General features: G+C 64.6%; 24 protein-coding genes. 11 read left to right on the forward strand and 13 right to left on the reverse strand.

What is annotated here, in order from left to right:
* Positions 1–268: 268 nt before the first annotated feature.
* Genes LQK81_RS19685 through LQK81_RS19695 form a run of 3 tightly spaced genes read left to right on the forward strand, consistent with a single transcriptional unit; the run spans position 269 to position 3148 of the window.
* Positions 269–673 carry an endonuclease domain-containing protein gene (locus LQK81_RS19685; protein ID WP_230808087.1) on the forward strand — a complete coding sequence of 135 codons (405 nt, stop codon included), beginning with the start codon at positions 269–271 and terminating at the stop codon, positions 671–673.
* Positions 670–1971 (forward strand): DUF6638 family protein, encoded by a 1302-nt coding sequence (locus LQK81_RS19690; protein WP_230808088.1) that lies wholly within the window; start codon positions 670–672, stop codon positions 1969–1971. Before LQK81_RS19685 ends, LQK81_RS19690 begins: the two co-directional genes overlap by 4 nt.
* The gene (locus tag LQK81_RS19695) at positions 1964–3148 is read left to right on the forward strand and encodes a DUF2333 family protein (protein WP_230808089.1); all 1185 of its coding nucleotides are present in this window, start codon (positions 1964–1966) and stop codon (positions 3146–3148) included. Before LQK81_RS19690 ends, LQK81_RS19695 begins: the two co-directional genes overlap by 8 nt.
* A 93-nt stretch (positions 3149–3241) precedes the next feature.
* On the opposite strand, the gene LQK81_RS19700 is transcribed toward LQK81_RS19695, so the two are convergent.
* The gene (locus LQK81_RS19700) at positions 3242–3703 is read right to left on the reverse strand and encodes an Lrp/AsnC ligand binding domain-containing protein (protein WP_230808090.1); all 462 of its coding nucleotides are present in this window, start codon (positions 3701–3703) and stop codon (positions 3242–3244) included.
* A 238-nt stretch (positions 3704–3941) separates the two neighbouring features.
* On the opposite strand from LQK81_RS19700, the gene LQK81_RS19705 reads away from it, so the two are divergent.
* The gene (locus tag LQK81_RS19705) at positions 3942–5621 is read left to right on the forward strand and encodes a formate--tetrahydrofolate ligase (RefSeq protein ID WP_230808091.1); all 1680 of its coding nucleotides are present in this window, start codon (positions 3942–3944) and stop codon (positions 5619–5621) included.
* Positions 5622–5741: 120 nt separating this feature from the next.
* Here LQK81_RS19705 and LQK81_RS19710 read toward each other — a convergent pair whose 3' ends face one another.
* From LQK81_RS19710 to LQK81_RS19730, 5 genes are all read right to left on the reverse strand, one after another.
* Positions 5742–6254, reverse strand: a complete 513-nt coding sequence (locus LQK81_RS19710) for a Fic/DOC family protein (RefSeq protein ID WP_330166565.1) — start codon at positions 6252–6254, stop codon at positions 5742–5744.
* Positions 6255–6256: 2 nt separating this feature from the next.
* The gene (locus tag LQK81_RS19715; protein ID WP_230808092.1) at positions 6257–6457 is read right to left on the reverse strand and encodes a hypothetical protein; all 201 of its coding nucleotides are present in this window, start codon (positions 6455–6457) and stop codon (positions 6257–6259) included.
* 187 nt (positions 6458–6644) lie between these two features.
* Positions 6645–8924 carry a TonB-dependent hemoglobin/transferrin/lactoferrin family receptor gene (locus tag LQK81_RS19720; RefSeq protein ID WP_230808093.1) on the reverse strand — a complete coding sequence of 760 codons (2280 nt, stop codon included), beginning with the start codon at positions 8922–8924 and terminating at the stop codon, positions 6645–6647.
* Between the two features lie 234 nt (positions 8925–9158).
* Positions 9159–9668 (reverse strand): DUF1993 domain-containing protein, encoded by a 510-nt coding sequence (locus LQK81_RS19725; RefSeq protein WP_230808094.1) that lies wholly within the window; start codon positions 9666–9668, stop codon positions 9159–9161.
* A gap of 131 nt (positions 9669–9799) precedes the next feature.
* The gene (locus LQK81_RS19730) at positions 9800–10723 is read right to left on the reverse strand and encodes an extensin-like domain-containing protein (protein WP_230808095.1); all 924 of its coding nucleotides are present in this window, start codon (positions 10721–10723) and stop codon (positions 9800–9802) included.
* Positions 10724–10877: 154 nt separating this feature from the next.
* Here LQK81_RS19730 and trpLE point away from each other — a divergent pair, with 154 nt between their 5' ends.
* The 4 genes from trpLE (at position 10878) to queF (ending at position 14743) form a co-directional block, all read left to right on the forward strand.
* Entirely contained in the window at positions 10878–10922 is a 45-nt protein-coding gene (gene trpLE / locus LQK81_RS19735) for a trpE operon leader peptide TrpLE (protein WP_230808219.1), read from the forward strand.
* Positions 10923–11032: 110 nt separating this feature from the next.
* Positions 11033–13222 (forward strand): anthranilate synthase, encoded by a 2190-nt coding sequence (locus LQK81_RS19740; RefSeq protein WP_230808096.1) that lies wholly within the window; start codon positions 11033–11035, stop codon positions 13220–13222.
* A 142-nt stretch (positions 13223–13364) separates the two neighbouring features.
* Positions 13365–14282: a cation diffusion facilitator family transporter gene (locus LQK81_RS19745; RefSeq protein WP_230808097.1), complete on the forward strand. Its 918-nt coding sequence runs from the start codon at positions 13365–13367 to the stop codon at positions 14280–14282.
* Positions 14279–14743, forward strand: a complete 465-nt coding sequence (queF, locus tag LQK81_RS19750) for a preQ(1) synthase (protein ID WP_230808098.1) — start codon at positions 14279–14281, stop codon at positions 14741–14743. Before LQK81_RS19745 ends, queF begins: the two co-directional genes overlap by 4 nt.
* Positions 14744–14866: 123 nt before the next feature.
* On the opposite strand, the gene LQK81_RS19755 is transcribed toward queF, so the two are convergent.
* Together LQK81_RS19755 and LQK81_RS19760 are read right to left on the reverse strand one after the other, a co-directional pair.
* On the reverse strand, positions 14867–15220 hold the full coding sequence (locus LQK81_RS19755; RefSeq protein ID WP_230808099.1) for an SPW repeat protein: 354 nt from the start codon (positions 15218–15220) through the stop codon (positions 14867–14869).
* 217 nt (positions 15221–15437) lie between these two features.
* On the reverse strand, positions 15438–16016 hold the full coding sequence (locus LQK81_RS19760) for a HupE/UreJ family protein (protein ID WP_230808100.1): 579 nt from the start codon (positions 16014–16016) through the stop codon (positions 15438–15440).
* A gap of 291 nt (positions 16017–16307) precedes the next feature.
* On the opposite strand from LQK81_RS19760, the gene LQK81_RS19765 reads away from it, so the two are divergent.
* The gene (locus tag LQK81_RS19765) at positions 16308–16913 is read left to right on the forward strand and encodes an ATP-dependent Clp protease proteolytic subunit (RefSeq protein WP_269065060.1); all 606 of its coding nucleotides are present in this window, start codon (positions 16308–16310) and stop codon (positions 16911–16913) included.
* A 107-nt stretch (positions 16914–17020) separates the two neighbouring features.
* On the opposite strand, the gene LQK81_RS19770 is transcribed toward LQK81_RS19765, so the two are convergent.
* Positions 17021–17221: a hypothetical protein gene (locus LQK81_RS19770; RefSeq protein ID WP_230808102.1), complete on the reverse strand. Its 201-nt coding sequence runs from the start codon at positions 17219–17221 to the stop codon at positions 17021–17023.
* A gap of 416 nt (positions 17222–17637) precedes the next feature.
* Between LQK81_RS19770 and leuA the strand changes: the two genes are divergently transcribed.
* Entirely contained in the window at positions 17638–19347 is a 1710-nt protein-coding gene (gene leuA / locus LQK81_RS19775) for a 2-isopropylmalate synthase (RefSeq protein WP_230808103.1), read from the forward strand.
* A gap of 143 nt (positions 19348–19490) precedes the next feature.
* Here leuA and LQK81_RS19780 read toward each other — a convergent pair whose 3' ends face one another.
* From LQK81_RS19780 to LQK81_RS19790, 3 genes are all read right to left on the reverse strand, one after another.
* Positions 19491–20333 carry an anti-sigma factor family protein gene (locus LQK81_RS19780; protein ID WP_230808104.1) on the reverse strand — a complete coding sequence of 281 codons (843 nt, stop codon included), beginning with the start codon at positions 20331–20333 and terminating at the stop codon, positions 19491–19493.
* A gap of 3 nt (positions 20334–20336) precedes the next feature.
* Positions 20337–20855, reverse strand: coding sequence for an RNA polymerase sigma factor (locus LQK81_RS19785; RefSeq protein ID WP_230808105.1), 519 nt, complete (start codon positions 20853–20855; stop codon positions 20337–20339).
* A 211-nt stretch (positions 20856–21066) separates the two neighbouring features.
* A complete protein-coding gene (locus tag LQK81_RS19790; protein ID WP_230808220.1) occupies positions 21067–21981 on the reverse strand; it encodes a metallophosphoesterase family protein in 915 nt (304 codons plus the stop codon).
* Between the two features lie 177 nt (positions 21982–22158).
* Here LQK81_RS19790 and LQK81_RS19795 point away from each other — a divergent pair, with 177 nt between their 5' ends.
* Positions 22159–22650: an NUDIX domain-containing protein gene (locus tag LQK81_RS19795; RefSeq protein ID WP_230808106.1), complete on the forward strand. Its 492-nt coding sequence runs from the start codon at positions 22159–22161 to the stop codon at positions 22648–22650.
* 24 nt (positions 22651–22674) lie between these two features.
* Here the strand turns inward: LQK81_RS19795 and LQK81_RS19800 are convergent, their stop codons facing one another.
* Positions 22675–23673 (reverse strand): glutathione S-transferase family protein, encoded by a 999-nt coding sequence (locus LQK81_RS19800; protein WP_230808107.1) that lies wholly within the window; start codon positions 23671–23673, stop codon positions 22675–22677.
* Between the last annotated feature and the right edge of the window lie 160 nt (positions 23674–23833).

Here is a 23833-nt window from a genome sequence, read left to right on the forward strand (position 1 = left end):
GTTTTCAGTTCCCTCTCCTCGCTTGCGGGGAGGGCAAAATCGGGATGAGATGGCGATGAGAGGGGCCAGGAAATTGCGCGGCGACGTTTGCGCGAGACCTATGGGTGGATGCCCCGAGCACAGTGTTGAGCTGAAGCCCCTCATCCGCCTGCCGGCACCTTCTCCCCGCGAACGGGGAGAAGGACGGATGCCGCGGTGTCTTCCAGTCCCCTCTCCCCGCTTGCGGGGAGAGGGTTAGGGTGAGGGGCAAGATCGGGATGGGACGCCGATGAGGGGAGCGAATTCGAGCAAGACGGAACGGGCGCGAAAGCTGCGACAAGTGGAGAACGATGCCGAGGGACTTCTATGGTCGGAATTGCGCGGTCGACGGCTGAATGGTTTCAAGTTCGTAAGGCAGGTTCCGATCGGTCCGTATTTTGCCGATTTCGCTTGCCGGGAGAGGATGCTGGTTGTCGAGGTGGACGGCAGTCATCATGCAGATAACGCGTATGATGAGAGACGGAACGAATTCATGAACACGAACGGATGGTCCGTTGCCCGGTTCTGGAACACTGAGGTTCTGCGCGAGCTGAAATCTGTACTGGAGACAATCGTCGCAATATGCGATGGCCGCCTGGTCGAAAGGACGCATGCGACCGACTTCACCTTCCTGCCGGTAACTGAACGATCATGAAACGCCTCCTCGAAGCCGAGCTGATCTACGGGCGGTTGCTCGATGTGTCCGAGCCGCATCTGGTCGAGCGCTACAACAAGGCGCTGGAAGCCTTCGGGCTGCCGCGGACCAATCTGACGCGGTTCGGCATCGACATGACCGGGTTCTCGCCCGAGATCGCCGACGAGCTCGGCGACCGCGACTATCTCGACCCGAACCGGGTGAACCGCCGCTTCATCATCCTGACACCGGAGCAGGTGGAACTGCCGGTCGTGCATACGAGTTTTTCCAATACCGCGGCCCTGATGCACGAGTTCTTCGACGCCAATGCGCGCGCGATCCATGCGGTGACGATCCGCGATGCGCTCTATGGCGAGATCGAGGACAGCGTTGCCGTGGTCAACGACATCGACGACCTGCTCTCGATCAACGAGGTGCGCTTCCGGGTGCTGTCGGCGGAGGATGTGCTCGGCAAGGCGGCGGAACTGCGGGCTCTGGTCGACCGGCTGAAGACGGTGCCGAACGCCTGGGCGGACGACGCCATGCTGAACCGCATGGTGGAACTCTCGAAGCAGACCGGCGACATCCGCCAGAACGCGCTCGTGCCCGACCAGCTGGTGTTCCGCCACGAGGCGTTCTGGGCCAATCATTTCGGCGGCGTCTTCGTCTTTCTAGACGGCAAGCAGACGACGGTGATCTGCGATCCGTCCGTTCCGGGTTTCCGCCGTTCGCGTCCCTGGCAGGTCAGCTACATCGCGCTCGACGACCATCCGCGCATCTTCGAGTTCCTCGCCTCGACGAAGCGGCTCGAACTGCCGCGGGCTTCCTGGGTCGAAGCGTCGGGTCTTCTGCAGCACCGCGCCGACATGGCGATCCTGAACCTCGTCAACCGCGTCGATCCCCGTGCCGACCTTGCCAGGGCGGACCGCGTCTGGATGCAGACCTGGATGCATCGCAATGCGACGCTGATCGCCGAGGACGGCATCTATCCCTTCCTGCAGGAGGCGCTGCGCACGATTTTGGCGACGGGCGAGATCCGGCTGAAGGAGATCACGCCCTGGGCGCGGTTCCTGCTCGTGCGGGCGGCGCCCGATCATCCCGACCGCTGGCTGGTGAACCAGTTGATCGCGCAACTGACGCCCTTCGATTTCGTCTCGCGCTTCGTCTTCGACAAGCAGGGATTTTATGCATCCTACGAGAAACTCTCTGAAAAATTCAGGGAATTCGTGGTCGAAACGCTGGAACGTACCTATTTGGAGGACAAGGCCGCCTTCCGGTTGCGGCTTTACGGAATTGGAGAGGACAAACGCAATGCTTGACCCGATCGTCGCGTTCTTCCAGCGCGTCTTTTCTGCCATCGGCAGGGGAATTGGGCTCGCCATTTCATGGCTGCTCTGGCCCTTCGTCGCTGCGGCCAACTGGTACCGGCAGCGCGGCTGGCTGATCAAGGGACCGATCGGCATCGTCCTCATCGGGCTCGTCGCGCTCTATGGCTACTTCATCTGGCAAACGCAGGTCTGGACCAACTTCGACATCGACTACGTCAACGCCTACAACCTGCCGGCGCGCAAGAACGACGCCGGCCTGCCGGTGAAGGCGCCGGCCGGCCAGGCAACGACCGCGCAGACAACGACCGGGCAGGGAACGACGGGCCAGACCGCCGGACAGGCCGCAACACCAAACACCTGCGAGCGGTCGGCGATCGTCGACGTGTCGGCCGACCTGATCGACTTCAACGTCAACCAGAACGCCTGGATCTCGTCGATGCTGCTCTACAAGCTGGGGCTGTTCGGCATGGACTGGGACGACACGCCCTGGCTCGACAACAAGGCGTCGTTCCAGCGCGGCGTCAACCAGGCGATCCGGCGCACGGCTGTCGAGCTCGTGGATTCGCTTGGCCGCGTGCGCGGCACCTCGGGCGTGAACAACGACCTGCAGGCGGCGCGCGGCAACATCCAGTTCGACGAGGAGACCTGGTATTTCGGCCTCAGCCCGTTCGGCCCGAAGACGCCGACGCCGAGCTTCTACCGTGCGGCGGCGCGGGACCTGCAGAAGTTCAACGCCTCGCTGGTGGCCTGCAACGCGACCTTCGACGCCCGTTCCGACAACCTCGTGGAATTCCTCGACCGCATCGCCAACGACATCGGCAACACGTCTGCCATCATCCGCGAGCGTTCGGAGTTCCACAATGGCGGCTGGTTCGACGTGCGCGCGGACGATCGCTTCTGGTTCGCCTTCGGTCAGCTCTACGGATATTATGGCATCCTGTCGGCCGCCGGCGCCGACTTCGACAGCGTGATCGCCCAGCGCGGCCTGACGCAGATCTGGACCGAAACGCTCCGGCAGCTTCGCTCGGCGCTCAACATCCAGCCGGTGATCATCTCCAACGGCCGCGAGGACGGCTGGATCATGCCGACGCACCTGGCCACGATGGGCTTCTACATCCTGCGGGTGCGGTCGAACCTCGTGGAGATGCGGGATATCCTGGCGCGATGAGAAATGAGGCAGTAGGCATTGGGCAATAGGCAGTAGCGAAAGAGACTGCGGCGTTGAGCGGCTGCAACTTCGCTCTACTGCCTACTGCCTCACCTACACCGGCAGCCACCCCGTGCTCTTCACTTCTTCCATCACCGCGTAGGTATGCGTCTCGCGCACGCCGGGCAGGGACAGGAAGACGTCGGAGAGGAAGGCGCGGTAGGCTTCCATGCCGGCGACGCGGGCCTTGACCAGATAGTCGAAGCCGCCGGCGACCATGTGGCATTCCATGACGTTGTCGCTCTGGCGGACGGCCTCGGCGAAGGTGTCGAAGACGTCCGGCGTGGTGCGGTCGAGCTTGACCTGAACGAAGACCAGAAGATTTCGCCCCAGCCGCTCGGGCGAGAGGATCGCCATGTAGCCCATGATGTAGCCGTCCCGCGTCAGCCGCTTGACGCGCTCGGCGGTTGCCGTGGGCGAGAGGTTGACCTTTTCGGCAAGCTCGATGTTCGACAGGCGACCCTCCTGCTGCAGCGCGCGGAGAATCTTTCGGTCCAGACGGTCGAGTTCCTTCATCTTTCTCTACCTTTCTCCGCGATCCGTTTGTGATCGCGGCGAAGACTGCCAGAATTTTGGTGATCCTCTCGCCACATTTTACCGAAAATCGCAAGGGCCAAGGTTACGTCAATCGGAGAAGGTGCACCGTTCAGCCGTTTGCCACCGGGCCGATTGGCGCTATGACCATGGGAACAGGCCGCGTCGCCGGCCGGGGCGGGGCAAAAGACGCACGACAAAGACACGACAAGGGGGAAGCATGAGCGCGGTGAAATCCGACATCGAGATCGCAAGGGCTGCCAGCAAGAAGCCGATCCAGGAGATCGGCGCGCGCCTCGGCATTCCCGTCGAGGACCTCATTCCCTACGGCCACGACAAGGCCAAGATCAGCGCCGCCTTCATCGCCGCGCAGAAGGAGAAGAAGGACGGCCGGCTGATCCTCGTCACCGCGATCAACCCGACGCCCGCGGGCGAGGGCAAGACGACGACGACGGTCGGGCTTGTGGACGGCCTGAACCGGATCGGCAAGAAGGCGATCGTCTGCATCCGCGAGGCGTCGCTCGGCCCCTGCTTCGGCGTCAAGGGCGGTGCCGCCGGCGGCGGCTATGCGCAGGTCGTGCCGATGGAGGACATAAACCTCCACTTCACCGGCGATTTCCACGCGATCACGACCGCCCACAACCTGCTCGCCGCGCTGATCGACAACCACATCTACTGGGGCAACGAGCAGGACCTCGACACCCGCCGCATCACCTGGCGCCGCGTCATGGACATGAACGACCGGGCGCTGCGCGAGATCGTCTGTTCGCTCGGCGGGGTGCGCAACGGCTATCCCCGCCAGGCGGGCTTCGACATCACGGTCGCCTCGGAGGTGATGGCGATCCTCTGCCTTGCGACCGACCTGCAGGACCTCGAAAAGCGGCTCGGCGACATCATCATCGGCTACCGGCGCGACAGGACCCCGGTGTTCGCCCGCGACATCAAGGCGGACGGGGCGATGACGGTGCTGCTGAAGGATGCGATGCAGCCGAACCTGGTGCAGACGCTGGAAAATAACCCGGCCCTCGTGCATGGCGGCCCCTTCGCCAACATCGCCCATGGCTGCAACTCGGTCGTGGCGACCAGGACGGCGTTGAAACTCGCCGACTACGTGGTGACGGAGGCGGGCTTCGGCGCCGACCTCGGGGCGGAGAAGTTCTTCGACATCAAGTGCCGCAAGGCCGGGCTGAAGCCGGATGCGGCGGTGGTCGTGGCGACCGCGCGGGCGATGAAGATGAACGGCGGGGTGAAGAAGGAAGACCTCGGACCGGAGAACATCGCGGCGGTGCACAAGGGCTGCGCCAATCTCGGCCGGCACGTGCAGAACGTCAAGAAGTTCGGCGTGCCGGTGATCGTGGCGATCAACCATTTCGTCTCCGACACCGAAGGCGAGATCCAGACGATCAAGGACTACGTGGCCACCCTCGGCGCGGAGGCCGTGCTGTGCAAGCACTGGGCCGAAGGGTCCGCGGGGATCGAGGAACTGGCGCACAAGGTGGCGGAACTTGCCGATTCCGGCCATTCGCAGTTCGCGCCGCTCTATCCCGACGAGATGAGCCTGTTCCACAAGATCGAGACAGTTGCCAAGGACATCTACCATGCCGATGCGGTGATCGCCGACAAGTCGGTGCGCGACCAGTTGCATGCCTGGGAGGCGCAGGGCTACGGACACCTTCCGGTGTGCGTGGCCAAGACGCAGTATTCCTTTTCCACCGACCCCAACCTGCGCGGCGCGCCGGAGGGCCACACGGTGCCGGTGCGCGAGGTTCGGCTGTCCGCCGGCGCCGGCTTCGTCGTCGTCATCACCGGCGAGATCATGACCATGCCCGGCCTGCCAAGCGTACCCTCCTCGGAGCGGATCTTCCTCAACGAGGCCGGCTATATCGAGGGGCTGGACTAGGGGAGGGCCACAGGTGACGGGACACGCAATTTGTGGCGCGCCAAGATCAGGTGGAGGGCTCGGTGACAAGGTCGAGGATCAGGCCCGCCAGTGGCTCTTCCGAGCCCGCGAAACTCTCGATCATGGCGTCCATGACACGCTCGCGACCAAGCACATCGGCATTGAACGGCAGGCCCGCACGCTCGGCCAGAAGGGCGAGGAAAGCCAGTTGGGTTCCCCATTACCTTCGCGGAAGGGGTGGATTGCGTTGATCTCGGCAAGCAAATGGGCTGCCTGGGCCGCAAAGTCGCCCGGCGCGAGGCTGTCCAAGGCATTGGCGTTGGTCAGGTGCTGAAAGGCGCGGTCCAACTGCGCCCGAATGTGCTCCGGATAACAGAACCAGTTGCCGCCTTTGCCGATCCGGATCGTGCGGATCTCCCCGGCCCAGTCGTAGACGTCCTGAAAGAGGTGGCGATGGAGCGACAGGTAATAGGTGACGTCCAGGTCGCCTTCCGGCCACGGCTCCTCGGAGCGTACGACGAACATGGCGGTTTCGTACTCGTCGAGTTCGTCCTGATCAACGAGGCCCAGCTTGTTCCGGAGCACCGTTGTGCCGGGATAGCAGAGGGGGTCGGTTTCGGCGGTGTAGACCACGCCTAGTCGGATTTGCCGTCGAACTGCGCACGGATCGCCTTGCGGCGTTCCTCGGCGGGCAGATCCTTGGTCTGGGCAAGAAGCGCGCGCATGCGCGGGCTCAGCACGAGGCCCTCGACTGCGCTGATCTTTTCGGCGCGCGCCTGGGTCAGGCAGCCGGTTGCCGCGCTCCGGTTCAGCTTGGGCGACTTTGTCGTGCTCATGGCTGGAAACCTATCACGACCTTGTCGGGGCCGGCAAAAGGATTCCTCTTGCCGGGTCTGGCTAAGGCGGAGGCGGTGTTCTCGGAAACACGAACGATGCTACGAATCCCGACCTGGACACGCCGCAGTTCCCGGGGGGACTGCGGCGCGCTTTTGCGCCGGCGGGAGAGGGCCGGCAGCTGGAGGTTCAGAAGGTCTTGGTCAGGGAGACGCGGAAGGAGCGGCCGGCTTCGCTGTAGAAGTCGCGGGTCTCCGTCGTCGTGCCGTCCGGAACGTCGATGGCGTTCCAGTACTTCTTGTCGAAGATGTTGAAGACGCCGGCCTGGACGCGGAAGCCGTCGAGCTGTTTCGGCTGCCACCAGGCGGTGGCATCGACGACGCCGTAGCCCGGAGCCTCGAAGCCGGAGCCGCTGACCTTGTCGCGGGCGGCGGCCGCCGTCAGCGACACGTCCGATCCCCAGGTCTCTGTCGCATAGCCGAGGCCGACGATGGCCCGCAACGGCGCGACCGAGTTGATGTATTCGTCGGTGTCGGTGTCCTTGCCGTGCGTCCAGGCGAGCGAGCCCCAGGTCCGCCAGTTGTCGGTGAAGCGCCATTCGCCGGCGAATTCGACGCCGTAGATGCGCACGCGGTCGCGGTTCTCGTAGCCCTGTATGCCGCCGACCGGGTACTCTCCGCCCGGGGGCGCCAGTTGCACCCGGTCGATGAAGTTGCGGTAGTAGTTGTTGAAGACGGTCGCCGAGACGGTGTAGGCCTCGGAGGCATAATTGGCGCCGACCTCGAAGCCGTTGCTCGTTTCCGCCTCAAGATCCGGATTGCCGATGCGGGCATAGGAACCGGGTGCGCCGTAGTTCTGGTAGAGTTCCGTCGCGCTCGGCGCGCGAAAACCCTGCGACCACTGAGCGAACAGTTCCAGTTCCGGATTGGCCTGCCAGGCGGCGCGCAGCTTCGGCGAGAAGCGGGCATCGCTGGTGCCGTTCAGATAGTCCTCGTCGAAGTTCGGGCTGCGCTCGAATTCCGCGGTCGACTTCGGCGAGTGGCGATACCAGTCGAAGCGCAGGCCGGGGGTGATCGTCAGGCGGTTGTCGATCAGCTTGATGTCGTCCTCGAGATAGGCGCCGAAGAAGACGCTGTCGACGTCGGGCATGTCAGAGGCGTTGGAGTGCAGCATCCGGCACGACTGCGGGCCGAAGGGCTGCGGGATCACCGTCCAGTCGACATCAGGGCAATTGTCGATGCCCGAGGAATACTGGTGCGTCTTCTGGCCGTAGAGTTCGGCGCCGAAGCGGAAGCCATGCTCGATGCCACCGAATTGCACTGCCTTCGCCGCATCGCCGTTGATGCCGTAGGTCGTCTGTTCCAGCATGTTGTCGCGGTAGTAGTCGCCGGTCGGATAGCCGTAATAGAAGGGGTCGCCCGGAATGATGGTCGAGCGAGAATCCGGCAGCCGGAAGCCGTTCGTCGTGTTGTTCAGCCGTTGCCGCTGCCAGTAGGTGACGACGCTCGCCTGGTCGAGCCAGTCGTTGCCCTCCGGTGAAATGAAGTCGTAGGAGGCGGAGATGCGCCGGCGGTCGATCTCCTCGCCGGACTTCAACGTGCCCGGCTCGTAGCTCGCGGTTGTGCCGCGCATGTTGTCGCTGTCTTCGTCGCGGTTGAAGATCTCGCCGGTGAGCCCGAAGCGGTGGCCGCCGTCGATATACTGGTGGATCTTGGCGAGCACGTTCTTCTGGTCGAAGTCCATCGGATTGGCTTCGGTCCGGGTCGTGCGGTAGCCGCCGACGTCGCCGCGTGTGTCGGTCTCGTGGCCGCGCTTGTAGCCGCCCTGCAGCATGAGCCAGGTGTCGTCGAAGCGGGCGGCGACCGCGGCATTGCCGCCGACGCTGTCGTCGGTGCTGTCATAGGTCGACTTGGCGACCCCGCCGAAGCTTCTGCCTTCCTTGATCAGGTCTTCCGGGTTGAGGGTACGCAACTGTACCACGCCGCCGAGCGCGCCGGAGCCGAAGCGGGAGGAATCGGTGCCCTTGGTAATGTCGATCGCCGAGAGACTGTCGAAATCGAAGCCGTTCAGCCCGCCCTGCGCCGATTCGCGCGGGTCGACCAGCCACGGTACGCGGATACCGTCGAGGGTGGTCAGCACGCGGTCGTTCTGTAGGCCGCGGATGTTGATGCTGTTGTTCTGGGTGTTGAAGTTGACGCCGGCGTCGACGCGGCGGGCGAAGTCCTGGAAGTCGGTGACCATCCGGTCTTCAAGCGTCGCACGGTCCGTCGTCTGGGTCAGGGGGGAGGTCGCCGCCGCCTCGCCAAAGCCCTCGACGGTGATGGCCCTGAGCGTCGTCGGCTGCTCGGCCTGGGCGGACGCCGCCTCCTGGGCCTGTGCCGATGTGGACGCGCCCGGCGTCGCGCCAAGTGCCATCGCGACGGCGGTCGTCGCCAGAAGTCGCGTTGCGAGCGGTGTCGGTAATCTCATTGTAACCCCCTGAAAATGCATGCAGAAACCCATCGCAGGCCGCGGGGCGGCTGCGTCGGTTTTCTCTCTTTCGGAATCCCTGGAAGGGTGCCCTGGGGGAATGCCTATTTAATCTGGATTAAACGAGTCAAGTTTGAACGTGAATATGTTAATCAAGTTTTTGTGTACGCCAGCGCACATCGCGCGCGTCGGGCAGCCGGCGGCGGTCACGGCCTCGGCGCTGGAGGGGGCGTTTCAGCCGTAGGGGCCGAGATAGTCGCGCTTGCCGATCTCGATGCCGTCGTGGCGCAGGATGTCGTAGGCGGTGGTGACGTGGAAGAAGAAGTTCGGCAGGGCGAATTCCAGCAGGTAGTCCGTGCCCGTGAAGGTCACGCCGAGATTGCCGACATTGAGCTTCACCTCGCGGGTCTCGCTGCCCGCGAGGTCTGATTCCGGCACCGATTCGAGATAGGCGATGGTCTTTTCGATGCGCGCCTTCAGTTCGGCCATGGTCGTCTCGGTGTCGGGAAAGCTCGGCGCGCTCTTGCCGCTCAGGCGCCCGAGCGCGTTCTTGGCGGTATCGCTGACGCGCTGGATCTGCCCCGACAGCGGCAGCATGTCCGGCGCCAGTCGCGAATTGACCAGCACTTCGGGGTCGATACCGTTGTCGGCGGCGTGGGCCTCGGCTTTTTCGAGCAGCGCCGAAAGCACCTTGAGGCCGCGGACGAAGACGGGAACGGAGAGACGGTACAGGGAGACGGGCATACGGACATCCTTATGGGTTGGCGGCCCGGCGGGGTGAACGGCGGGCCGGGAATCATGCCGCTAAGATAGGGCAGGCGCCGACCGGTTTTGAGCCCGCGATCCGCGCCGGCCGAAAAGTTTCCACCGCTGCGCTACCAGCAATAGCGATAGCCGCCCTTGCGCTTGATGACGTCGAGATGCAGGTGCGTCTCGTGCGCGGCGTCGCTGCCGGGATCGAGGACGGTGGTGAAATAGAGGCAGGCGGTGGCGACCGCTGCGCGCTGGAGCGCGCCTTCGATGGTCGAATCCTTCTCGCGCGGGGCGATATCCATGCGGCTGCCGTCGGAGAAGGTGAAGGCGGCAATGTCGACGGCATTGCCATAGGCATGTTCGGAGACCTTGCCGTTCGCAGCGCCGTTGCGGTTGCGGCAGACGTAGCCGGAGGCCTGCTCGAGACCGGAAAGCTTCTTGTCGGGCATGCCCGCCGCGATCGCGGGCACGAGCGCGCCATTGGTCCAGCGCTGCAGCTGCAGCGCCGTCTCGCAGCGCAGCGTCGCCTCGGGCGTGATGCCGATATCGCCCGAGAGACGCTTGAGCAGCACGGGGCGGGTGATGCCGCAGCCGTTCTCCGGCCCGATCGCCGGGATTTCCTCGACGATGGCGCCGCCCGCCTTCAGCGCCCCGATACAGGCCGCAAGGGTCGTGTCGTCCTCGCGGACCAGCGGCGGTGGCGGCTCCTTCGCTGCCTCGGTCTTGTCGGCATCCGTCGCCTTGCCCTCGCCGTCCTTCTCCTTCGTCTTGGTGCCGTCGCTCTCCTTCGATGCGGGCGCGTCCTTGCGCTCCGCGGCGGTCGGGGTCGGCGGACCGTGTTTTTCCGGCTGTTTTTCGCCGTCGGCGGCGGGTCGCGCAACGGGCATCGGCCCCTTGTCGGGAAGGGAGGCGGTGGGAAGGGAAGCGCCGGTCAGGGCGAGGAGGCTTGCGGCCAGAATGGCGAAGGATCGCGGGCGGATGGCGGCGTTCTCCTCTTTACGGACACGGTCGGAGGGAAACGCACGGAAGCCCGTTCGGTTTCGCATGAGGGAACGAACGGTATTCCGGCCCGGCGCCGAAGGCTCGGATCCCGGCCCCGGAGGGCGCGTAGGGCAGCCTTTCCGAAGGCCCCGATTGTCGGCGCCCGGCCCGAGAAATCCCGGTTGCGTTCGCCCCGGCTTCGCGCTAACAATTCCGGCCATGACAGATGCACGCAACATCTCGATCTGGTGGTGGGCTCGCTGAGGCGGCCTCGACCAGTCATGCGTGATTGAAACGAACAGCCGCCCGAAACCTTCGAGGCGGCTTTTTCGTATTCGGCCGCTCGAAATCCGGGCCGAACAGGAGAGCAGGGAATGGTGACGAAGCAACTGGCGGATGGCGCCGAGAGCTACGAGACGCGGGGCGGCATCATCGTCACCCGACGGCGCCGGGATGCGGACTATGCCACCGCGATCTCTGATTATGTCGACAAGCTCGACGAGCACCGCGGCGCGGTCTTCTCCTCCAACTATGAGTATCCCGGCCGCTATACCCGCTGGGACACGGCGATCGTCGATCCGCCGCTCGCCATCTCCTCCTTCGGCCGCAACGTCTGGCTCGAGGCCTATAACGAGCGCGGCGAGGCGCTGCTTCAAATCATCAGGCCGCGGCTGGAAGGCGTCGCCGAGCTGACGCTGGGGACTTCCACGCCCCGCTGGCTCGACCTGAAGGTCAACGAGCCGGATCGGGTCTTCACCGAGGAAGAGCGCTCGAAGATGCCGACCGTGTTCACGGTCCTGCGCGCGGTCACCGACCTGTTCCATTCGGCCGAGGACGCCAATCTCGGCTTCTACGGCGCCTTCGGCTATGACCTCGCCTTCCAGTTCGACGCGATCGACCTGAAGCTGGAGCGTCCCGACGACCAGCGCGATATGGTGCTGTTCATTCCCGACGAGATCCTCGTGGTCGATCACTATGCCGCCAAGGCCTGGATCGACCGCTACGATTTCGCCAAGGGCGGGATCACCACGGAGGGCAGGGACCGGGCGATCGCGCCGGAACCGTTCAAGACCGCCGACATCATTCCCCCGCATGGCGACCACCGGCCCGGCGAATATGCCGAACTCGTCGTCAAGGCCAAGGAAAGTTTCCGCCGCGGCGACCTGTTCGAGGTGGTGCCCGGCCAGAAGTTCTTCGAGCGCTGCGACAGCAGGCCGTCGGAGATCTCGCAGCGGCTGAAGGCGATCAACCCGTCGCCCTATTCCTTCTTCATCAATCTCGGCAACCAGGAATATCTCGTCGGCGCCTCACCGGAGATGTTCGTGCGCGTGTCCGGCCGCCGCATCGAGACCTGCCCGATCTCGGGCACGATCAAGCGCGGCGACGACCCGATCGCCGACTCCGAACAGATCCTCAAGCTGCTCAACTCCAAGAAGGACGAGTCCGAGCTGACGATGTGCTCCGACGTCGACCGCAACGACAAGTCGCGCGTCTGCGAGCCGGGCTCGGTCAAGGTGATCGGCCGCCGGCAGATCGAGATGTATTCGCGGCTGATCCACACCGTGGACCATATCGAAGGCCGGCTGCGCGACGACATGGATGCCTTCGACGGTTTCCTGAGCCACGCCTGGGCCGTCACCGTCACCGGCGCACCAAAACTCTGGGCGATGCGCTTCATCGAGGCGCACGAGAAGAGCCCGCGGCTGTGGTATGGTGGAGCGATCGGCATGGTCGGCTTCAACGGCGACATGAACACCGGCCTGACGCTGCGCACCATCCGCATCAAGGACGGGATCGCCGAGGTGCGGGCGGGCGCGACGCTCTTGAACGATTCCAACCCACAGGAAGAAGAAGCCGAAACCGAACTGAAGGCATCCGCCATGATCGCAGCCATCCGTGACGCCAAGGCCGGCAATGCGGCGAAGTCCCAGCGCGACGTCGCCTCGGTGGGCGCCGGCGTCAACATCCTGCTGGTCGATCACGAGGACAGCTTCGTCCACACGCTGGCGAACTACTTCCGCCAGACCGGCGCCACGGTGACGACGGTGCGCACGCCGGTGGCCGACGAGCTCTTCGACCGGCTGAAGCCCGACCTCGTCGTGCTCTCGCCCGGTCCCGGCACGCCGAAGGACTTCGACTGCAAGGCGACGATCAAGAAGGCACGGGCGCGGGATCTGCCGATCTTCGGCGTCTGCCTCGGCCTGCAGGCACTGGCGGAAGCCTATGGCGGCGATCTCAGACAACTGGCCGTTCCGATGCACGGCAAGCCGTCGCGCATCCGCGTGCTCGAGCCCGGCATCGTCTTTTCCGGGTTGGGCAAGGAGGTGACGGTCGGCCGCTACCACTCGATCTTCGCCGATCCCTCGACGCTGCCGCGCGATTTCATCATCACCGCCGAAAGCGAGGACGGCACGATCATGGGCATCGAGCATGCCAAGGAGCCGGTGGCCGCCGTCCAGTTCCACCCGGAATCGATCATGACGCTCGGCGGCGACGCCGGCATGCGGATGATCGAGAACGTGGTGGCGCATCTGTCCAGAAAGGCGAAGACGAAGGCGGCGTGAGGCCATTCCGCCTTTGACTTTTCGGCCGAACTGGCCGATAGAGACGCCGAAGAGAAAGCCGCCTGCGCGAACCCCGCGCGGGCGGTTTTGCGTTGAAGGGCGCGGTTTCTGCAATTCGTTTGCATCCGCAGGGAAGGCGATCATGGGTACGAACGGGAACGCGACGGTCAACCGGCTGGCACTGATCGGCATTCCGATGGCGATCTTCGTGCTGGGGCTGAAGATGCTGGCCTGGTGGGTGACGGGATCGGTGGCGCTTTTGTCGGATGCGCTGGAATCGATCGTCAACGTGGTCGCCGCCGTCATCGCCTGGGGGGCGATCGGCTATGCCTCGCGGCCGGCCGATGCCGACCACCCCTTCGGCCACCACAAGGCGGAGTACCTGTCCGCGGTCGTCGAGGGCGTGCTGATCGTCGTGGCGGCCATCCTGATCGTGCAGGAGGCGGTGCCGAAGCTCTGGGCGCCGACGTTGATGGAGCAGCCGGCGCTCGGCCTTGGCATCAACTTCGTCGCAGGTTTGATCAACGTCGTCTGGGCGACGATCCTGATCCGGGCCGGCAGGCGGCACCGTTCGCCGGCGCTGCTCGCCGACGGCCACCACATCATGTCGGACGTGATCACCTCTGCCGGCGTGCTCGTCGGCCTGCTGCTCGTGCTGGCCACGGGCTATGCGATCCTCGACCCGGTGATCGCGATCCTCGTTGCCGTCAACATCCTGTTCCAGGGCTGGACGATCATCTCCAGTTCCGTCAGCGGGCTGATGGACCATGCGATCGAAGGAGCCGAGGAGGCGGCGATCAAGCAGGCGATCGCGGAAAACGCGCAGGGCTCGCTCGGCGTGCACGACCTGAAGACCCGCCGGGCCGGGCAGGCGATCTTCGTGGAGTTCCACCTCGTCGTGCCCGCGCGCATGGCCGTCGCCGATGCGCACGAGATCTGCGACAGGCTTGAAGCGGCGATCGAAACGGTCCATCACGGCGCCCAGATCGCGATCCATGTCGAGCCGGAGACGGAGAAGGCGCATGGGATCAGGGTGAAGGTGGAAAGGACCAGGGCATGAGCAAGACCGACGTATCGAGCCTCTCGCAACTCGGCCGCAACGTCGAGCTTCCGGCAAGCCCGGAAGAGGCGGTGCTGGAGAAGGTGCCGAACGGCAACCAGGGCACGGACTACGTGGTGCGCTTCACCGCGCCGGAATTCACCTCGCTCTGCCCGATGACCGGGCAGCCGGATTTTGCCCATATCGTCATCGACTACATTCCCGATGCGTCGCTGGTGGAGTCCAAGTCGCTGAAATTGTTCCTGCATTCGTTCCGCAACCACGGCGCCTTCCACGAGGATTGCTCGATCACCATCGCCAAGCGGCTGGTCGACCTGCTTTCGCCGAAATGGCTGAGGATCGGCGCCTACTGGTATCCGCGCGGCGGCATTCCGATCGACGTGTTCTGGCAGACCGGTGCCGTGCCCGAGGGGGTCTGGCTGCCCGACCAGGGTGTGTCGACCTATCGCGGGCGGGGCTGACGGCAGACGCCGCGGTTATTGGAAGATGCGGAGAGGATCGCGCCGCTCGTCCTTGCCGGGCGGGCGGCGCCGGCATTTCGGCTCAGGGGCGATGAACGGGCGGAGTTTCATCCGCCCGGGCCGTCAGGCATGCGAATGCGGGTGGCGATAGTCCCAGACTGCCCAGGCCGACAGCGCGGCGGTGCAGATACCGAGGATCACATGCGTCCACATCGCGTTCGTATTCGCCATGAAGCCGAGCAGCCAGGGCGAGGCGATCAGCCACAGGCCGACCGCCATGTTCACCCATTCCTCCCATTCCGCGAAGGCCGAGAGCGTCATGACCGCGAAGGCGCCGAGTACGATCGCGGCGATCCAGGCGTTCCAGCTTGGCGTGGTGTCGGCGATGAAACCGACGACCCAGGGGGAGACGAACAGGCAAAAGGCCAGGATCAGAGTGACCATATCCTGACCTCTCCGTCCAGACATGAAGTTCATTGCTGCAACCTCCGTATGTGAGGCATTTCGCGGCCGTGCACTCCTGCGCGGCCTGTGTTTTAGATTACTCTAAAACCAACTGTTTTTCAAAATGTTAGTAAGGTCATCGCGCGCTTGTGATGAGGGGTCCGCACCGTCACCGTGTAGAGCCGCCCGCAACGGAAAACGCGGCGGCCGGAGGGCCGCCGCGTCGTCGGTTCGATCTGTTTGCGACCAGTCAGCCGAAGGCGAGGGCGACGCCGGCAAGGGCGGTGGCGCCGCCGAGGATGCGGGTCAGCGTTGCGCCGCCGGCGATGCGGCCGATGCCGAGGCCAAGCGCGATGCCGACGACATGCAGCAGCGCGGTCGCGATCACGAAGCCCACCGCAAAGGGCAGGGCGCCGGCTGCGCCGAGTTCGCCGCCATGGGCGTGGCCGTGGAACAAGGCGAAGACGGCGACGATCGCAGCCGAGATCGCCGGATCGAGCCGGACGGCCATGGCAACCAGCAGGCCGAGCGCCACCACGGAAGCCAGGATCACCGGCTCGACGAAGGGCAGGGAGACGCCCGCGACCGCAAGGCCGAAGCCGATCGCCATCATCGTCACGAAGGCGGCCGGGACCGCCCAGAGCGCGCGGCCGCCGATCTGCGCCGCCCACAGGCCGACGGCGACCATCACCAGGATGTGGTCCATGCCGAAGAGCGGGTGGGAGAAGCCGGCCATGAAGGAGCCGTGCTCCTCCGGGTTGAGGTGGGCGAAGGCGGGTGCCGTGGATGCGACGGTCAGGCCGATCGCAAGCAGTAAGCGTCTGATCATGGTGTCCCCGATGATGATGGTCCGGCCTGGGAGGCGACCGGGCGTTTCGTCAATACGATCGGCATCCTAGGCATGCGCGATGACGAGTCCATACGCAATGTTACGCAGGTCGGAAGCGGCCTCGCTGTGTGCATCGGGGCGGGGGCTGGGACGGGTTCCCGGGCCGGTTCCGGCGCCTGCGCCCGGCATTTACCCTTTTTGCCGGTGCTGCTCCCGCCCTCTATCGCCGCATGAGCGTTTTGTTGCATTGTCTTGGCCATTGAGTCGCATTATCTGACTGCGGCAAGACCTATGAGACAACAGGCGGAGAGTTGCCCGATGAGCGACGAAGAAGAGAAAAAGACCGAGCTGCCGCTCGGCAAGGAAACCGAGGCGAATCTTTTCAAGTCGCGCTCGATCTTCATCTATGGCGGGATTACCCAGGAGCTGGCGCAGAAGGTCAACTCGCAGCTCGTGGCGCTCGCCGCCGCCAGCGACGAGGATATCCGCATCTTCGTCAACTCGCCGGGCGGCCACGTCGAATCCGGCGACAGCATCCATGACATGGTCAAGTTCATCAAGCCGAAGGTCTGGATGATCGGCACCGGCTGGGTCGCCTCCGCCGGCGCGCTGATCTTCGTCGCCGCGCCGAAGGAGCGCCGCATCTGCCTGCAGAACACGCGCTTCCTGTTGCACCAGCCGTCCGGCGGCACGCGCGGCATGGCCTCCGACATCGAGATCCAGGCCCGCGAGATCATCAAGATGAACGAGCGCCTGAACAAGATCTTCGCCGATGCCACCGGCCAGCCGATCGAGAAGATCGCCAAGGATACCGACCGCGACTACTGGCTCTCGGCCAAGGATGCGATCGAGTACGGCCTCGTCTCGCGCATCGTCACCTCGCAGGCCGATATCTGATCTTCGCATCGAGTGCGACCGTCATCGAAGCCCTCCCGTGGCGACACGGGAGGGCTTCCCCGTTTCGGGGCCTTGCGAGAACGCGAAACCACCGGGTCTCCAAGGCGCTACCAGCCCGGCGTCGCCGGTGTCACTTCCATGCCCATCTGGCGGGCATAGACGCAGGAATCGTAGTTCGTGTTGGCGGGGCCACCGAAACGGAGGGAGCAATAGCGGTTGGCCTCGAGCGTCTTCTGGCTCGGCGGGTTGGATTGGCAGCCGGCTGCCAGCACGGCAAGGGCTGCCAACAGGACGTAACGCAACTTCATCGTAGCATATCCTCAAGATGGCCGCCCGATCGGCGCCGGCGCAAAGACTAATGCCGGCGGGGCCTTTTCACAAATCATCTTGCCGCGACTTGCACGGTCCCTGCTTCGCCGTTATAAGCCGGTCCATGTCCAAGCGCGCAAGCATCATCGCCGATCGCATTTCGCACAGCCGCCAGGCTGTGTCCGATCGTGCGCGCAGCTTCACCTCGCTCCTTCTTCTCGGCCTTACGCGCGGTTGCCGGGTTCTTTGAGGAGCGCCCGGTGGCCGAAAAGCCCACCGGCACCAGTGCTCCTCGCCTCAACCCCTATCGTAAATCCGCCCCGAGGCTCCACGAGAGCAGCATTCGCCGTCGCCAAGCGCAGATCAATCCGCTATGAGGCTGCAGGCGAAAGCCGGGATGAGAAGAGACATTCAGATGAGCGTCAATAGCCAGACCCCCAATCACGGCATGCCGAACGCATCGGCAAAGTACCAGCCCTATCCGCAGGTGAACATTCCGGACCGCACCTGGCCCGGGAAGACTATCACGAAGGCCCCGGTCTGGTGTTCGGTCGACCTGCGCGACGGCAACCAGTCGCTGGTCAACCCGATGGGCCACGACCGCAAGGCCCGTATGTTCCAGCTGCTGCTGGACATGAACTTCAAGGAGATCGAGATCGGCTTTCCGTCCGCCTCGCAGACGGATTTCGATTTCGCCCGCTGGTGCGTCGAGGAGGGCAACGTGCCCGACGACGTCTCGCTGCAGGTGCTCGTCCAGTGCCGGCCGGAGCTGATCACCCGCACCTTTGAGGCGTTGGAGGGCGCAAACCGACCGATCATCCATTTCTACAATTCCACCAGCGAATTGCAGCGCCGCGTGGTGTTTGCGAAGGACGTGCACGGCATCAAGCAGATCGCCACCGACGCTGCCGAAATGATCATGGAAATGGCGGCGAAGGCCGGCGGCGACTACCGGTTCGAATATTCGCCGGAGAGCTTCACCGGCACGGAGCTGGAGGTCGCGCTGGAAATTTGCAACGCGGTGACCGAGATCGTCCGCCCGACGGCCGAGAACAAGCTGATCATCAACCTGCCATCCACCGTCGAAATGGCGACGCCGAACGTCTATGCCGACCAGATCGAATGGATGTGCCGCAACCTCGACAACCGCGAGAACCTGATCATCTCGCTGCATCCGCATAACGACCGCGGCACCGGCATCGCCGCCACAGAACTTGGCCTGATGGCGGGCGCCGACCGTGTCGAAGGCACCCTGTTCGGCAATGGCGAGCGCACCGGCAATGTCGACGTCGTCACGCTGGCGCTGAACATGTACACGCAAGGGGTCGATCCGGAACTCGACTGCTCGGACATCGAGCGCGTCAAGGCGGTCTACGAGTATTCGAACGAGATGGTGATCCCCGAGCGTCATCCCTATGTCGGCGAACTGGTCTACACGGCCTTCTCCGGCTCGCACCAGGATGCGATCAACAAGGGCATGAAGGCGATCAAAACGGCCAACAAGTCGCTCTGGGAGGTGCCCTACCTGCCGATCGACCCGCAGGACGTCGGCCGCAGCTACGAGGCGATCATCCGCATCAACTCGCAATCGGGCAAGGGCGGCATCGCCTATATCCTGCAGCAGGACCACGGCATCAACCTGCCGCGCAACCTGCAGGTGGAGTTCCGCGAGGATATCCAGCGGATCACCGACGAGGAGGGCGTGGAACTGCCCTCGAAGCGCATCTACGAGCGCTTCCTCGAGCGCTACGTGACCCAGCCTGACGCACGCCTGCGTTTCGTCGACCACCACACCTATCCCGATACCGCCCACAAGGGCGTGCGCATCGTCGCAGCCGAGATCACCGACCGCGGCGAGACCAAGCGCATCGAGGGACAGGGCACCGGGCCGATCGACGGCTTCATCCATGCGCTCTCGATCTATACCGGCGTCGAGATGTCGGTGGTGGACTATTCCGAGCATTCGCTGCAGCGCGGATCGAACGCGGCGGCCATCGCCTATGTCGAGATCGCCTATCCGGGCGGAAAGCTGTTCGGCGTCGGCATCAACACCAACATCGTCACCGCTTCGCTCGAAGCGATCGTGTCCGCCGCCAACCGGGTGCTGGAGGAAACGGCAGGCTGAGCCCTGCACGACCTGACGCTTCATCGGGCCGCTCCGCCACACGGGGCGGCCTTGTCGTTTCAGGAGAGGGAAAGAAGGCTGCGGCGCATCCGGTGCCGGCGTCCGGCAAGGATTGCCCGGCCGGGATTGCGGCAGGCAGCCGTTCAGATCGTCTGGGCGATGGTTGCGGCCAGCGCGTCTAGCTCGGGCTCCGAGGACGGGCCGACGAAGGCAAAGGCGGCGTTGCGGTCCTGCCAGGAGACGAGGCCGAGATCGTTGCGAATGGTGACTGCGGGCTCCGTGCGCGCCGCCACGGCATCGCCCCGCTGGAAGCAGACGGCGAAGACATGGCCATCCGCATCGCGGTAGATCAGCTGCCCCGTCGGCTGACCGCCGGCGACGAGAAGGCGGGCGCCCTCGAAGGTGAGGCCGTTGTCGCTGAGATCGGGAATGGTGAAATCGACGCCGACCGCGGTGGTCAGCCACTGGGTGATATGCTGGCTCTCGCGCGCCGGCACCTCGACGAGATGCAGGGACTGGCGGGCGTAGATACGGTGGTGGTCGGCGATATCGTCCAGCCAGTTGCGCGCCGCCGCTGTCTGTGCGGTAGGGGCGGCAGGCGGAGGTTTCCAGATCCCGAGCAGGTAGCCGGCGCCGGCGCCGGCCAGCAGGAGGACCAGTCCCGCTGCCGCCAGGCGGGCGCGGTTGTCGCGTACGGGAGGCTCCTTCGGCGGCAGGCTCCTCAGGGCCGGGCCGCGCTCGTGGCCGATGTCGATCGAGGCCTGCTTGATGCTGCGGACGAGATCGAGGGGGACCGGTTCGTGCAGCATGTCCTCGAATGCCTTGCGGCCGAGATCGCTGCCGAGCTTGAGGCGGTTGAAAAGCGTGCGCGCCTTTTCGTCGCGCGCGAGGATCCCGTCGATCTCCCGCACCTCCGACTGCGTCAACTGGCCGTCCAGGTAGGCGGACAGGCGGACTTCCAGCGGTAGACCCTGCGTGCCTTCCAAAGCTCAGGTCCTTCTTTCTGACTGTTCGGAGATCATGGCGGCGAGGCGTATGCGTGCGGTCGAAAGCCTGCTCATCACCGTGCCGATCGGAATTCCCAGGATATCCGCTGCCTCGCGGTAGCTGTGTCCTTCGACGTTGACGAGAAGGAACACGCTGGAGAGGCCTTCCGGCATGGTCATGATCATTCTGTGCAATTGCTTGGCGTAGACGGCCTTGTCTGCAGACGCCTCGATGTGCAGGTCGTCCTGCTCGGCAAAGTCGACAGTCCCCGATCCCGTGCGGACTTTCCGCTTCCTGACCTCGTCCACCCAGAGGTTGCGGGTCATGGCATAGACCCAGCTTTCGAGCCGTCCTTCCCCGTTCCAGAGATGGCTGCGGGTAATGGCGCGTTCACAGGCCTCCTGGACGAGATCGTCTGCATCGCTGGCGTTTCTTGTCAACGTCATGGCAAAGCGGCGCAATTTCGGCAGAATACCAACCAATTCACGCCGGAATTCATCTGATTCTGCCGACTGACGCATTGCCTTCCCAAGGGGACGTTCGAGATCCGATCAATATTCACGGTAAGCGGGGTGTGTCTTCTGGTATGAAGCATCCACCCTTTGCTGCGCAAGCTGAAACCGGCCCAGAATAGGGAGTTTCTATGCCGGCGTTCAAGCCTGTCCTTTTGGGGAAGGGGGCCGCCCGGGGCCGGCGGGCCGATCTGCAGGCCCTTTATTCCCCTTGTTCCCCTTATTCCCCGGGCTGGAAGCGGGTGGTCTCGGCCAGCAGCAGGTCGTCGCCGTACTGGTCCAGTTCGTAGCGCTCGCGCAGGAGGTTCCAGTGGCCGGGGCCGCCGGAGATGGAGAACATGTTGTAGCCCCCCGGCGGCTTGTGGCCGCCCGGTCCCTGCGAGGCCGAGGCGATCCCGACCACCGGGACGGGCCCGTTCGCGGCCCTGAGCCAATGGACCGTGTTGAGGTGGGTATGGCCGTGCAGCACCAGTTCCGCGCCGCCGGACGAGATGGTGGCGGCGAAGCGGCGGATGCCGATCATCCGCTTGTGGAACGAGGTGGCGCCTTCGATCGGGGGATGGTGGATCATGACGACGCGGAACAGGCCGGCCTCGCCGGCTGCGCGCAATAGGTTGACGGTCTCGCGCGCCTGGCGGCGGCCGAAATATCCGCTGGCCGCGAAAGGGGGCGTGGCCACGGCCGTCGAACAGCCGATGATGGCGACGTTGTCGCGCACGCGCAGATAGGGAAAAACATGGAAGTCCTCGTCCCAGTCGGCCGGGTGGTTGTCGCCGCGCATATAGGCATACCAGCTCTTCGTCGAGCGTTCGTAGGCGCCGGGAACATAGGCATCGTGGTTTCCCGGAACGACGGAGACGTTCTCCGGCTTGCCGATCGTCTCCAGCCATTTCGCGACCGTGTCGATCTCGATCCTGGCGGCAAGGTTGACGAGGTCGCCGGTGATGGCGAGATGGTCCGGATCGCGGCGCTCGATGTCGTTCATCACGATGTCGAGGGTATTGGCGAAGAGATGGCGGCGCCGGTTGCGATGCCAGTTGACGAAACCGGTGATTCTCTTCGATGCCAGTTCCAGAAGGGTGAGGGCGGGCAGGGGGCCCAGATGAATGTCGGAAGCGTGCGCGAGACGGAACATGGCCTTCAATAGACCAAGTTGGATCATGAGGGAAATGCCGGGTGCACGGATTCGTTGTCGGGCGGAAGCCGGGGCCGCGCCTTGCGCGTGGACAAGGAGTGCGGTCCGCCGGCGCGCCTTGATTCCGGCACGGTCGGCGACGAAGCCTGTGTAATGGACCGGACAGAGAGGATCGGCATGCAGAGCGAACGACCGCCGGAGAAGCGGAACCTGTGGGCGCGACTGGTGACGCGCATGGTGCACGGCTATTTCGCCTATGCCCGCGGCATGACGCTCGGGGTGCGGGCGGCGTGCTTCGACGCCGAGGGCCGCGTCTTCCTCGTGCGCCACAGCTACGTGCCCGGCTGGCATCTGCCCGGCGGTGGGGTGGAGCGGCGCGAGACGGCGCTGCAGGCGCTTGCGAAGGAGATGCGGGAGGAGGGCAACCTTGTCACCGGCGATCCGCCGCAGCTGTTCCACGTCTATTTCAACCGCGGCACCAGCAAGCGCGACCATGTGATCTTCTACGTCTGCCGGAACGTGCGCCAGAGCGCGCCGAAGATGGCGGACCGCGAGATCGTGGAGGCGCAGTTCTTCGCACCAGACGCCCTGCCGCCGGGAACGACGCCGGCGACGCGGCGCCGGCTGGAGGAGGTGGCCGGCCGCGCGACGCCGGCCGACCTCTGGTAGGGCTTTTTCCGGCGCTGGCCGGGATCAGGCGGCCAGCAGCCGCTCGCGGTCGTGCGGGGCGGCAAAATCCAGCTCAGGCCCGGCCGGCACGATGCCGGTCGGATTGATGGTCAGGTGGCTGCGGTAGTAGTGGGTCTTGATGTGGTCGATGTTCACCGTCTCCGCCACGCCGGGGACCTGGTAGAGGTCGCGCAGGTAGCCCGACAGGTTGGGATAGTCGGCGATCCGCCGGATGTTGCACTTGAAGTGGCCGACATAGACCGCGTCGAAGCGCACCAGCGTGGTGAACAGGCGCCAGTCGGCCTCGGTGATGCTGTCGCCCGTCAGGTAGCGCCGGCCGGCCAGCCGCTCTTCCAGCGCGTCGAGCGTTTCAAACAGCGCCCAGACGTTTTTCTCGTAGGCCTCCTGGGTGGTGGCGAAGCCGGCCTTGTAGACGCCGTTGTTCACCGTGTCGTAGATCGTCTCGTTCAGGGCGTCGATCTCGGCGCGCAGGGAGGCGGGGTAGTAGTCGTCGCGCGAGCCGGTGATCCCGTCGAAGGCGGAATTGAACATGCGGATGATCTCGGCGGATTCGTTGGACACCATCCGGCTCTCCTTCCTGTCCCAGAGAACGGGCACGGTGACCCGGCCGCTATAGTGCGGATCGGCCTTCAGGTAGACCTTCCACAAGGTCTCGGCGCCGAACAGAGGGTCGACGGTGCCGCCGTCCACCCCTTCGCCCGGGCGCTTGAATTCCCAGCCGTTCGACAGCATCACCGGATCGACGACAGAGACCGGGATCAGGTCCTCGAGTTTCTTCAGCTTGCGGAAGATCAGGGTGCGGTGCGCCCAGGGGCAGGCGAGCGAGACATAGAGGTGGTAGCGCCCGGCCTCCGCCGCGAAACCGCCTTCGCCGGTGGGACCGGGCGCGCCGTCGGGCGTGATCCAGTTGCGGAACTGCGAGGCTGCGCGCTCGAAATGACCGCGGGTGGACTTCGTGTCGTACCAGACGTCATGCCAGACGCCGTCTACCAGCTTTCCCATGCCTGTCTCCTTCGGCGCCATCGCCGCGTTTTCATGATGTCTAGATAGTTGAACGGTCGAGGGGGACTAGGCACTATTTTCTGAACAGTGCGTTTTGGGCTTTGACGGGCGGCGATTTTCTGCTATCCGCGCTGGTCAGGATTTTCATGCCGCCGTGGCA

Origin of the sequence: Rhizobium sp. GN54, assembly GCF_021026345.1 — a bacterium.
In the GTDB taxonomy this organism is placed as follows: domain Bacteria; phylum Pseudomonadota; class Alphaproteobacteria; order Rhizobiales; family Rhizobiaceae; genus Mycoplana.